Below are 12227 nucleotides of genomic sequence, written 5' to 3'. Positions count from 1 at the left end.
TCAGAAACTATTTGGTATTTCAATGAAAGTATTATATTAGGATAACTTTATGCACAAAACTATTTTTTATGTGCAATATTATTGTACCTTTGCGCCCGAAAACAATTAAAAAAGATTTAGATGAGAAAATTTTCGTTGATTGGCATTGCGATGTTAATCGTTTCAATTCCAACTTTTGCGGGTGGTATCCTAACAAATACAAATCAGCATGTATCTTTTCTTAGAATGTTAGCGCGTGGTGCTTCCATTGATATTGACGGTGTCTATTCTAATCCGGCTGGTTTGGCCTTTTTGCCGGAAGATGGTCTCTATTTGTCTTTGAATGGACAAAGTGCTTATCAGACCCGTAACATAAAAGCGACATTTCCCTTGTTTATTGAAGATGGGAATACACGTTATTATAAAGGAAAAGCTTCTGCTCCTTTCATTCCTAGTTTTCAAGGTGCATATAAAAAAGGAGACTGGACTATTTCCGGTAGCTTTGCTGTTGTAGGTGGTGGCGGTAAGGCATCGTTTGATGATGGTTTGGGTATGTTCGATTCAATGGTGATGGGACAAGTCCATACTATTTCGGGTGGTCAAATCACTCCCAATATGTATTCTATCAATAGTGCAATGGATGGAAGCCAGTTTATTTATGGTGTGCAATTGGGGTTGTCGTATCAAGTTAATGATTGGTTAGGTGTGTTTGCCGGTGGACGTATGAATTATTTTACCGGTGGGTATGAAGGATTTCTGACTGCAACAGCACACAGTAATATTCCTACTTATGGTGGCATGGAATTGGTTGGTATCGATTTAGACTGCGACCAGACCGGCTGGGGATTGACCCCTATCTTGGGAGCTGATGTGAAGTTGGGCAAATGGAATATTGGGTTGAAGTACGAGTTTATGACAAGTCTTAATCTCGAAAATAAAACCAAAAAAGCTGAAGTGCGTGCAATGGGAACTGCTATGGGAGATGAAGGGAATCCTTTGGCTGACTATAAGGATGGTGTGAATACTCCGAGTGATATCCCTGCATTATTGACTGCAGCTGTTGGTTATGAATTCCTTCCTACGCTTCGTGCAACGCTGGAATATCACCATTTTTTTGATAAAGCGGCAGGGATGGCCAATGATAAGCAGAAAGCGTTGAAGCATGGCACACATGAAATTTTGATTGGTGCAGAATGGGATATAGCTAAACAGCTGACCATCAGTGGTGGTTATCAGCGTACAGATTATGGCTTGGCTGATGATTTTCAGAGTGATATAAGTTTTTCATGTGACTCTTATTCACTGGGGTTTGGTGCTGCCATCAAAATGACAAAGCATTTGACTATGAATATAGCCTATTTTTGGACAAACTATGATGATTATACAAAGAAGATAAGTGAAACCACCAAGAATGTTTATAGCCGTACTAATAAAGTGTTTGGTCTTGGTGTTGACTATAAGTTCTGATTTCACAATCCTACCTTTATATATTAAGAAGCCGTCTCAAATATCGATTTGAGGCGGCTTCTTTCTTATTTTATATTGGATTAGAAAGAATACTGTACAAGCAGGTTCATACGGTTGGCATGGTTGGTGGAATTGTCGAAGTTGGTGCGCCAGCCACGCAGATATTCAGCGCCTACCTGCATGTTCGGGGTTACGTTCCAGAATACGTTGGCTACGAAATACTGTCCGTAGCGGTAGGTACTTGGCAGGTCGTTGGGATAACCGTCTTCAGAGTAAAGGCGGGACATGCTGTAAGTGCTTGAAAGGAATACCTTTGGAGAAATGTTATATTGTAGACCTGCATACCAGCCCAGCATGGGCAATGCCTGCATTTTGCCTTCCTTTTCGGGATTGGGGACAATATCGACGTTCAGATTACTGATGTCATTCAGGTATTGCCCGATACCTTTACCATAGTTGATTTGTCCGAATGCCTGCCATTTTTTACCGAGGTTAAAGGTCGTTGAGGCTTGTACACCGTATCCGGTGACGCTGGAAGCCTTGTCCCTTTCCGTGCTGGTATATGTCATGCTGCGGATGATACCTCCTACACGCAAATGACTGCTGCTGTTCCAACTGTATTGTGCCGAAGCTGTGAAGTCCGGCATGCGTTGCTGGGCAATTTCGAATTGGCTGCTTGTTGTGCCGTCAACGGCAGGCGCCTCGATGGAAGCTTGGAAACGAAAGTCTTTCAGCCCTTTATAAGTATATGACAATTGTGTAGCGCGGTAGAACGTGGCACCGTTGGGCCCCTGGAAGTCAATGGTGGAGGGGAGGGCGCCTAAGTCCATGAAACCGCCGTAAGTATATCCCACCGTTATATTTCGGAATGACATATAAGCATTCCGTAGCTGGAATGTTTTGTCTCCTCCTCGGAAATTTCCGGCTGTATAGACTGTGAAGTCACCCAATAGCCGGGTGTGTCCGACTAATTTCAGAAAGATAGTGGCCGTACTGGCATCCATTTGAAATTGATTTTTGATTTTACTACTGCTTGGAATGTTGGCAGGAACAAAGTCAATATCATCCACAATACCTCCAAAATCATACTCGCCGGTGGCACGGACATACCCTCCGATACCCAGGGCGAATTTGCCTTGTTTGTCCATCAATAGGAAGCGGGGAGCTTTCGGGTCATGGATGTAAGGCAATTGTGACTCATTCATGATGCGGATAATCTCGTCGCCCGCTTTGTCGATGGTAACTATGACAATGCCGTTGGGGGCTTCGTCATCGATGATCTCTTTTTTTTGTGCATGGATAGTGGACAAGGGAAGTCCGGCTACGCACAACAGAAACATTGCTTTTAAGATTGTTTTCATTTAAGTTAGGTTTTGATGAATGTGCTTTCAACAACTTAAATGAAAAAAGGTTTTGTAGTCTTGGAGGAGGAAAGGAGGTTATTCCGTCAGTATTCTTGCCTTGAATGAAGATCGTATGCAAAATTACCCTTACCCTAATTTCCGGAATAACCTCCTGAGAATGTGTGTTAAGTTACTTATTTTTTCATGACGGCATTCCACAGCGCTTTGCGTAGAGTTCCCATGGTGTCATCGCCTTCATAATCCCAGAACATCATGCCTTTCATGCCATTTTTTAATATCCATTCACCTTTTGCGGCAATACTGCGGGGATTGTCGTAACCACAGTAGAAACTGCCGTTTTTGGTGACATAGGGGACATTGCCTTCTGTATCCCAATTTTCGATGACATAGCCGTCATCCTTACTCAGGTTGAGAATATCCCGATAATTGATGCTGCCGCCGGCATTGAAATCGGCTCTTCCGTAGAACGGAATTCCCAACACTAATTTGTCGGCAGATACCCCTGCATTCAGGTATTCGTCTACGGAACGCTGGCAGTCCCAGTAATTACTTGGCTTGTTCAATGCTGATTGATGCTGGGGGGCATCAACCAGATCATAGGCCATGATATTGACGAAATCTACATACGGGTCTACGGCCTTTACATCAATATATTTATAGCCTTCGCCTTGGGGACGCTTGTCCATGCAATAACCTGCATAGGTCAATAGGGTGGACTGCCCCAACGCTGCACGCAGGTCTTTCATCAATAGGGTGAAGTTTTCCACATCTACCAACTCGTCATAGGCATTGCTGCCGAAGGTCATACCGGGAAATTCCCAGTCAATGTCAATACCGTCTATGCCCTCACTCGAAACAAAGGCTTTGCAGTCTTGTGCGAATTGCTTGCGCATTTCCGGACTCTTCGCCAGGGCGGAGAAACCTCCGTCCTGGGAATTGTCAGTATTGGAAACGCTATTGGTAAAAGAGAGTAATATCTTCACATGTGGATACTGGCTCTTTATTTTCTTTACCTTATCAAAACGGGATTTATCACCTTGCAGGCCAAACTTTTCATAAATTCCGTTTTTAACATATAATTCTGCAAAAGCGTAGTTTATGTGGGTCAGGTATTTGGCATCGGGTATGGATGTGCCATAATAAGTGACGTAGCCCAATGCAACCCGGCCTGCAACCTGCTCGGCCATTTCGGTCTCGTTGTCTTCATTTCCCGGAGCTGGCAGTCCGGGCATGTAGTCGTCATTGTGACATGCGGCTACTAGAAAGACAGTAGCTATTATAAATAGCAGTTTCCTTTTCATAGAGAGTGCATATTATTCAGAATCGGTTTCTGCTTCAGTCTTGAAATAAGCATACCAGCCGCTGTCGTCCCAATCCACACCACCGCTATACTTGCCGGGATGATAGATTGTGATATAGTTCTCATCCAGTGTCAGCAGCCAAAATTTGTTGCTGCCTACGCTTTGTCCGTTGTCGTCATAATTTCCTCCGATGGTGGGGATACTTGTTATCAGTTCACCCAGTACTCCGTCTTCCGGTTTTTCGTGTGTGAAGGAGAAAGTACCTTCTGCCTTCAGGTTTCCGCTGGCATCATAGGTTTTCATCTTGTTTCCGTCGAATTCGAATACCATGGACTGGTCTCCCGCTTCGGCGGCAGTGACATTGGCCCACCAGGCAAAATTTGATTCGGGAGTATAGCCTGCACTGGTATATTTCCAGCCTCCATGAGCCCCCATATTGCAGACGGAACCCCAGCTGACTTCACGGAATTTCCAGGTCTTCTTGGCAGATTTGTCACTCTTGTCGGTTGCACCGGTGAAGTAAGTGGACCAATCGTCGAATACATTGGTCACAGTCACTACAACCGGATCTGTCTTGATAATCTGATTGGCGGAAATGCCCATATAGTAGATGGAATAGTCCGCATTGGACTCCATGATGACCGTAGCGTTGTCCGTGACCAGAGTCTTACTTTGTTTACTTCCTTCGCCCCCCCATTCTATGTGCCATGAACCGCCAATGTCCGGGCGGGAGTTTTTCAGGGCTATATACTGGTCGCCTTCCACTACTCCGTCTTGGTTGGGGAAGGGTTGGGTAATGGATATGGCGGCTTGTAATGCCTCTTTGGTTATGGGTGTACCGGCATCAGTCACATATTTGTCTCGCAAGTCTTCGTCTTCGATAGGATCGCATGCAGTAACGATGAAGGCTGAAGCAAGCATTGCTATCAATATTTTTGTTACTTTCATATTGTCTTTATTTATAGGTTAATACTCTTACATATTGTTCCAATCCGAGAACTGGGCAGATGCATCCCAGCCTGGATTCTGCTCAAGGACTCCATTGGAGATGTCGATTTCGTCTTGCGGAATGGGCCAGTAGCCTTGGGTTGCTTGTAGGCGTTTCTTATAGTCGAATTTTACCATCGGTACCACCGTAGCGGCATTTATTATATTGAACCCGGTCTGTTTGTTGAGTATGTCACCGGCTTCCTCAAGCGAAGGACCCGACCAGCGAAGGATATCCCACCAGCGGATGGACTCGAATGCAAGTTCCCAGCGGCGTTCCTGCTTGATGGCTTCCAGGGAGTAGGCCACCGGAGCCAAGTGGGAGCGGGCACGTACCTTGTTCAGACCCGTAGCGTCTTGTTTCAGCTCGGACTGCATGAGCAGGACGTCGGCAAAACGGATATGAATCAAGTCGGCAATTTGGAGTAGCTGTTGGGATGTCTGCGAAGATATTCCGGGGAACATCTGCTTGCCGAAAGGTTCGATTTTGCCTTCATTGTAGGAATTGATATTGATGTATTTTTTCTGGAAATAGCCGGTTTGTTCATAGTAACGATAGGATACGGTATATTCCGGTTCACCCTCGTCCATGGTGCAGTCCATCAGCACATTGCCGGCAACATTCGGATCAAGTGCTTTGTACGACCATATGGAACCGGTCAGACGGGGATCCTCCTTGTAACCGTCCGTATAGGTCTGCTTGGCGGCCCAGTCTTTCCATTCGTTGACCATAGCCGGAGATACGGGGCCAGCTCCCCAACCGGTGCCGAAGGGATAACTGTCTTTGTTGGAATAGTTGTCGGCAGACGGTGAATAGAATTGCGCGCATGTGTTGGAGAACCAGGTATAGGTCCAGTCGGATTTCAGGTTATGTTTGTTGGCGAATAAAGTTTCGTCGGAACTGTTTCCTTCCCATTTCAGGTTATGGTTGATAACGTATTGGTAACGGAACCCTTCGGTATTGTCTTCGGTAGCATCGTTGGTGTAGGCCCAGATGTTGCGTTGGTCGGACACCAGTTTATGACCGGAGTTGTTTACACAGTCATCTATCCAAGAGATGACCTCCTCTTTGGTAGTTCCGTTGGGGAGTTCGTTTTTTTCGTAGCGTCCGGTATAGAAAAGGAATACACGTGCCATCATGGCTTCGGCAGCATATTTTGTAGCGTGTCCGGTCATGTCTGAGCCTTTCGGATAAATCTTTGCCGGCATCATTTCGATAGCGTTTTTCAAGTCGGCTGCAATCTGGGTGTAGATTTCGTCTACGGATGCACGCGGCAGGTTGGTACTTTCCAGTGTGGTGCGTAAAGGAACTCCGCCAAAGACTTGTGCCAGCTCATAATAAGCCATGGCACGCAGGAAGTAGGACTCACCGAAAAGTCGGTTACGTTCGCTCTCGCTGGACCATGATTTCACATTCTCCATTGTGTTGATGGCATTGTTGGCACGGTTGATAAGGGTGTAGCAACGGTCCCAGATGCCGGCAAATGTATTCAGATTGCCACTGTACATAAGGAAGTTGGTGGCACAGTTGTTGGAGTAGGAGAGGTTGCCTCCCAGACAGTCGTCACCTGCCAACTGGGCAATGTAATACTGGGAAGAGGTTTCAGGACTTTCAAACAACAGATGGGCGTATATGGCCGTCACCATCTCTTGGGCATCCTTTTCTGTCTCCGGGAAGTTGGCGGTTGTCTTTTCGGTCAGAAGTTCCGAATCGAGGAAGTTTTCGCATCCTGAAAGAAGAATCAGTATTGCTGATGCTATGAATAATATCTTTTTCATAATTTCTTCGGTTAATTAGAATTTTACATTTAAGCCTATCATATAGGTACGTGCACTGGGGTAGTAGCCCAGGTCGATGCCTGATGCCCAACCATAATCGTCGCCGCCGTAACCGATTTCCGGGTCCATACCGGAATAGCCGGTGAAGGTAAAGAGGTTCTGTGCGGTCAGATACAGACGCAGCTGTTGTACCGGTAACTTTTTGAATGCTTTCTTGAAGTCGAACCCCACAGTGATGTTCTTTATCTTGAGATAGTCTCCATCTTCGATATAAATGTCTGATACTCTGTTCCAGTTGGAGCTGGAAGCGCTGGACAGTCTCGGGAACTTGTCGGACGTACCTTCGCCGTGCCAGCGTTGGAATATCTCTGCTGTATAGTTATTCAAGGGTGAGGAGGAGAAGTCACGATAACACTTCAGAATCTGCTGGCCGAATGCGCCGTAAGTAGTGATTGAGAAGTCAATGGCCTTCCAGCTGGCATTCAGGGAAAGTCCCATTGTCAGGTCGGGATTCGGGTTACCTATCATAGTACGGTCATTGGCATCGAGCGTACCGCTATTGTCGGTGTCTGCCCAGATTACGTCACCCGGCTGTGTCTTGTCGCCGTTCAGTTTCGGACCTTTGTAGTTGTCTATCTGTTCCTGGTTCTGGAATATGCCGTTACTCTTGTAGCCGTAGAAGTAGCCGATGGGTTTGCCTACTTCAGCACGGAAGCACTCTTCGGCTCCTTCCCACAGAACGCTGCCGCTACCGTGGATGATTCCGTCTTTGTTGGCAATCTTGGTCACTTCATTCTTGTTGTGAGCAAGGGTCAGGTTGGCTCCATATTGGAAATCCTTTCCGATGTTGTCGTTCCAGTGGAGTCCTACTTCAATACCCGTGTTTTTTACATTACCGCCATTGACGGACACTGCATTGGCACCGAAGGAAGAGAGTACCGGAGCCGTAACCAGCCAGTCTCTGGTATTTTTGTTATACCAGTCGAATTCAAAGCCCAGGCGGTTGTTCAAGAAGCGTGCATCGATACCGAAATTCAATTGCTCCTGTGTTTCCCAGGTAAGGTCCGGGTTGGTCAGTCGGTAGGCGTATGAACCGGTACTGATGAGGTCCATGGAGTCGCCGAACGTATAACCGCCATATCCATTGTTGGAAGTTATCAGTGAAAGATATTGGAAAGTAGATACATTACAGTTACCGTTTTGCCCCCAGGAAGCACGCAGCTTTAAGAAGTCCAGCCATTTGATTCCTGACATGAAGGACTCGTTGCTGATAACCCATCCGGCGGATACTGAAGGGAAGTATCCCCAGCGGTGTCCGCGGGCAAAAGTGGAGGAACCGTCCGCACGCATGATGACAGAAGCCATGTATTTCTCCTGATAGTTGTAGTTGACACGTCCGAAGAAGGAGGCGATGGAACCTTCCCCGTTAGGCTTGCCAGTCAAGGAGGACACACTGTTGGCGGTCAATGGAACATTGGACAAATAAGCGTGCTTGAAATCATAGAAGTTTGAGCCTATGGCTGAACCGCTCATTTCTTCTCCCATACCCCATTTTTCAATACTCTGACCTACCAGGACGTCGATGTTGTGGTCATCGATATTGAAGATGTAGTTGGCTGTATTGTCCCATGACCAACGGTTATACATAGACATGGATTGGGTAACCTTGTCTTCTGCGTTGTTGAGTGACGCACTCAGATAATCGAATCTCGGCAAATAGGAACGATAACTGGAGGCTCCCATGATGTAACCGAACTGGCTCTTGATACGCAGGTTCTTGATGGGTTGCAGTTCTGCATAGAAGCTGCTCTGCATGTAATGGGACTTGCTTAGGTTCTGGTTCATATAGTAGTCCAGATAAGCTATCGGGTTTTTATTGGCTCCGTTGGAGATATCCCATTTGTAGTTATCCTTTTCCTGGTCTGCATAGAGGTAGTAGCCCCCGTCTGAATTGTAAGGGTGCATCAACGGGCTCATGATGAGCATATTGTGCACTCCGTTCCAATAAATGCCGCCGGTTCCGAATGAACCTTGCGTTTGCGAATATTTGTAGTTGATGGTTTCGCCCACTTTCAAGAAGTCAAGATTGCCTTTTTTCATGACTACGTGGTCCGAGTTGACGCGGAAGTTGTAGCGGTTCATTTCTGGAAATTCGCCGGGAACTCCCATGGTAGCTTCTTGGTTGGTGTATGAAATACCTATGGCATATCTGGAACGGTCTGTTCCTCCGGTGATGTTGACTGCGTGGTTCTGTACCAACGCATCTTCATTCAGCACTTCCTTCAGCCAGTTTGTCCCTTTCCATGTTCCGTTCTGTATGGCCTGCAAATCCCTTTCCGGAATATAGGTCGCCCAGTTGTACGGACTCAATCCGTCCATTACACGGCCTTCATCCTGCATCATCATGTACTCTTGGGCATTGAGGATAGTAGGGATTTTGTAGAGGTTCTGCACACCGACATAGCCATCGTAACTGACTTCGGCAACGCCGGTTTTACCTCGTTTGGTGGTAATCAGGATAACGCCGTTGGCAGCACGCGCACCATAGATGGCGGCGGAAGCGGCATCCTTCAAGACGTCCAAAGATTCAATGTCACTCGGGTTCAGCCCGTCGATGCTACCGTTGGCAACTCCATCTACCACATAAAGCGGGGAGAAGGTTCCGGTAGTACCGATACCGCGGATATTCACCTTAAAGCCCGAACCCAGGAAGCCGTTGTTTTGCGTGATGTTGACACCCGGTGACTGGCTCTGCAAAGCGCCCAGGGCATCCACAGTGTTCAGCTTGGCTATGTCTTCTCCTTTCACTTGTACAGTGGCGCCGGTGACAAGTTTCTTTTTCTGTACACCGTAACCGACAACAACTACTTCATCCAGTAGTTCGGAATCTTCTGTAAGGGTGATTTTCATGTTGGCATCTGCTTTGGCTTCCTGCGTCTTATAACCGATGTAGGAAATGACCAGGGTGGCACCTCTTTTTACGTTTAGCGAGAATTTACCGTATAAGTCGGTGGTAACTCCATTGGTAGTACCTTTTTCCAAGATACTTGCTCCGATGATAGGCTCTCCATTCTGGTCGACAACAATACCGCGGGCTGTTTGTGCCTGCATCTGTTCTGTCACTCCGAATGAATTTTCCGAGTAGGTCTCTATTGCCATGATTTTGCTGCTTCCTATAAATAGGGAGGCGATGGCAATTGCTGTGAGGATTTTGTTGTTCGATGTTCCTCGTTTACGATTTTCATTCATAATAGATGTTTTTTGTTTAAGCTAATGGATCTCAAAATAAATAGGTTGAATAGAAGATGACACTAATAGTGTCTTGGGGCTTTCGGGTAAATCATAGGCATTCATTGTTTTTCTAAGGTTACTATATATAATATGGTATATTCTTGGTTAATATCAATGTGCTTTCCAGAGCTTCCGGATTGTTGTTATCAAATATAATCCTAATTTTCATTATTTAAAATATAGAATCGTATGTATTAAAATATGTTGTCCATTATTTTATTTGCTTAAGAAATTTGCGTGAATGAAATCTTGTTTGAGAGCAAACTTGGTTGCATGTTTTTGATTTTGTGCTAAAATCAGTTAATATATTGATTTTTATGCTATTGGTTTATGTTTTTTAAAACTATTGTAAATAATATTCTTGGTTTGGGAAATCTTATTTAAGTCTCGTTAACTAAATATGCACTGTCTGTAATTACTTCGAATAAAAAAAAGGAGCTTTGTCTTGCTTGAGTTTTAGTTAAAATATATGTTGTTTGTTCATTTGCAAAACTTGTTGTACCTTTGCAACCGGATTTAAAATGTATGATGCCGTGAATAGCGGTCGTGTATTCTAGAACACCACGTAAAAAACAGGAGTATGAAACAAAAAGTATCTGTACCTTTTATGTTGCTGGGCATTCTGTTCAATGTATGCCTGATTGCAGCCAATCTTCTTGAGACTAAAGTTATCCAGGTTTTTGGTATTACCGTAACAGCCGGATTGCTGGTCTTCCCGATTTCTTATATTATCAACGATTGCATTGCCGAGGTTTGGGGCTTTCGTAAAGCCCGCCTGATTATCTGGAGCGGTTTTGCCATGAACTTTTTTGTGGTAATGCTGGGACTGATAGCCGTGGCGTTGCCTGCCGCCCCTTTCTGGGATGGTGCCGCGCATTTCAATTTTGTTTTTGGAATGGCGCCCCGTATTGTCATAGCCAGTCTGACGGCATTCTTGGTGGGCTCTTTTCTGAATGCCTACGTAATGAGCCGCATGAAACTGGCAAGCAACGGGCGTAATTTCTCCGCACGTGCCATTTGGTCGACGGTGGTTGGTGAGACGGCAGACTCGTTGATTTTCTTTCCGGTGGCGTTCGGAGGAATCATTGCATGGCGGGAGTTGCTGGTGATGATGTGTATCCAGATTCTGCTGAAGTCCATGTACGAGGTATTGATACTGCCTGTGACTATCCGTGTGGTAAAAGCTATTAAGCGGATAGACGGTAGTGATGTCTATGATGAAGGCATCTCCTATAAAGTATGGAAAATAGGCGATATTTAAAGCCCCTTACCCGTAGTGAGGGGAAATCAGTTATTATGTCAAACAAATAATTAGCAATGCCCTCTCTGTTTCCCTCCCTACGGGGGAGGGCAAGGGGAGAGGCTTTTAACAAGATGAATAGGGACACTGCTTTGGTGGTATTCAGTGGCGGGCAGGACTCGACCACTTGCCTCTTTTGGGCAAAACGTGAATTTAAGAAAGTGTATGCGCTGAGTTTTCTGTATGGACAGAAACATCAGAAGGAAGTGGACTTGGCGAGGGCCATTGCCCGTAAGGCAGGTGTGGAGTTCGAAGTAATGGATGTTTCCTTTATCGGCCGGCTGGGACATAACTCATTGACAGATGCCGGCATGGAGATGGACCAGGAGAAGCCGGCAGACAGCTTTCCGAATACTTTTGTGCCGGGACGCAATCTGTTTTTCCTGAGTATAGCCGCCGTTTACGCCCGCGAGCGGGGGATTAATCATATTGTGACGGGGGTGTCGCAGACCGATTTCAGCGGTTATCCCGATTGCCGGGATGCTTTCATCAAGTCGCTTAACGTGACGCTGAACCTGGCTATGGACGAGCAATTCGTACTGCACACACCACTGATGTGGATTGACAAAGCGGAGACCTGGGCGCTGGCAGACGAGCTTGGAGTGCTCGAACTTATACGTCACGAAACGCTGACTTGTTATAACGGTATCCCGGGAGATGGTTGTGGACACTGCCCGGCATGCACGTTGCGCAGAGAAGGATTGGAAAAGTTTTTGGCTTCTACTAAATGAGGCACACTTGTATCACTAAAAATATATG

Annotated in this window: 8 protein-coding genes; 3 read left to right on the top strand and 5 right to left on the bottom strand. The window is 45.9% G+C overall.

Features of this window, described 5'->3' with window-relative positions; translation table 11 throughout:
• The first annotated feature begins 120 nt into the window (after positions 1 to 120).
• Positions 121 to 1446 (top strand): OmpP1/FadL family transporter, encoded by a 1326-nt coding sequence (locus tag DW896_RS10255; protein ID WP_005831520.1) that lies wholly within the window; start codon positions 121 to 123, stop codon positions 1444 to 1446.
• An 80-nt stretch (positions 1447 to 1526) separates the two neighbouring features.
• Here DW896_RS10255 and DW896_RS10250 read toward each other — a convergent pair whose 3' ends face one another.
• The 5 genes from DW896_RS10250 to DW896_RS10230 form a co-directional block, all read right to left on the bottom strand.
• Positions 1527 to 2807: a hypothetical protein gene (locus DW896_RS10250; protein WP_034522666.1), complete on the bottom strand. Its 1281-nt coding sequence runs from the start codon at positions 2805 to 2807 to the stop codon at positions 1527 to 1529.
• Between the two features lie 176 nt (positions 2808 to 2983).
• On the bottom strand, positions 2984 to 4111 hold the full coding sequence (locus DW896_RS10245; protein WP_016274290.1) for a glycosyl hydrolase family 18 protein: 1128 nt from the start codon (positions 4109 to 4111) through the stop codon (positions 2984 to 2986).
• Between the two features lie 12 nt (positions 4112 to 4123).
• The gene (locus DW896_RS10240; protein ID WP_016274291.1) at positions 4124 to 5059 is read right to left on the bottom strand and encodes a hypothetical protein; all 936 of its coding nucleotides are present in this window, start codon (positions 5057 to 5059) and stop codon (positions 4124 to 4126) included.
• Between the two features lie 27 nt (positions 5060 to 5086).
• Positions 5087 to 6877 carry a RagB/SusD family nutrient uptake outer membrane protein gene (locus tag DW896_RS10235; RefSeq protein ID WP_022402014.1) on the bottom strand — a complete coding sequence of 597 codons (1791 nt, stop codon included), beginning with the start codon at positions 6875 to 6877 and terminating at the stop codon, positions 5087 to 5089.
• A gap of 15 nt (positions 6878 to 6892) precedes the next feature.
• On the bottom strand, positions 6893 to 10126 hold the full coding sequence (locus tag DW896_RS10230) for a TonB-dependent receptor (protein ID WP_057089051.1): 3234 nt from the start codon (positions 10124 to 10126) through the stop codon (positions 6893 to 6895).
• Between the two features lie 622 nt (positions 10127 to 10748).
• Between DW896_RS10230 and DW896_RS10225 the strand changes: the two genes are divergently transcribed.
• Together DW896_RS10225 and queC are read left to right on the top strand one after the other, a co-directional pair.
• Positions 10749 to 11429 (top strand): queuosine precursor transporter, encoded by a 681-nt coding sequence (locus tag DW896_RS10225; protein WP_005831504.1) that lies wholly within the window; start codon positions 10749 to 10751, stop codon positions 11427 to 11429.
• Positions 11430 to 11542: 113 nt separating this feature from the next.
• Positions 11543 to 12199 carry a 7-cyano-7-deazaguanine synthase QueC gene (gene queC, locus DW896_RS10220; protein WP_005831503.1) on the top strand — a complete coding sequence of 219 codons (657 nt, stop codon included), beginning with the start codon at positions 11543 to 11545 and terminating at the stop codon, positions 12197 to 12199.
• Positions 12200 to 12227 lie beyond the last annotated feature (28 nt).

This window comes from Bacteroides sp. AM41-16, assembly GCF_003603495.1.
In the GTDB taxonomy this organism is placed as follows: Bacteria; Bacteroidota; Bacteroidia; order Bacteroidales; family Bacteroidaceae; genus Bacteroides; species Bacteroides uniformis.
Note: the sequence above shows the minus strand (reverse complement) of the source record. Positions and strands in the feature narration are given on the sequence as shown.

Excerpts from the sequence above, each read along its gene's own strand:
- DW896_RS10255 (WP_005831520.1), top strand. The coding sequence starts at position 121 with ATGAGAAAATTTTCGTTGATTGGCATTGCGATGTTAATCGTTTCAATT.
- DW896_RS10230 (WP_057089051.1), bottom strand. The coding sequence starts at position 10,126 with ATGAATGAAAATCGTAAACGAGGAACATCGAACAACAAAATCCTCACA.
- DW896_RS10245 (WP_016274290.1), bottom strand. The coding sequence starts at position 4,111 with ATGAAAAGGAAACTGCTATTTATAATAGCTACTGTCTTTCTAGTAGCC.
- DW896_RS10235 (WP_022402014.1), bottom strand. The coding sequence starts at position 6,877 with ATGAAAAAGATATTATTCATAGCATCAGCAATACTGATTCTTCTTTCA.
- queC (WP_005831503.1), top strand. The coding sequence starts at position 11,543 with ATGAATAGGGACACTGCTTTGGTGGTATTCAGTGGCGGGCAGGACTCG.
- DW896_RS10225 (WP_005831504.1), top strand. The coding sequence starts at position 10,749 with ATGAAACAAAAAGTATCTGTACCTTTTATGTTGCTGGGCATTCTGTTC.
- DW896_RS10240 (WP_016274291.1), bottom strand. The coding sequence starts at position 5,059 with ATGAAAGTAACAAAAATATTGATAGCAATGCTTGCTTCAGCCTTCATC.
- DW896_RS10250 (WP_034522666.1), bottom strand. The coding sequence starts at position 2,807 with ATGAAAACAATCTTAAAAGCAATGTTTCTGTTGTGCGTAGCCGGACTT.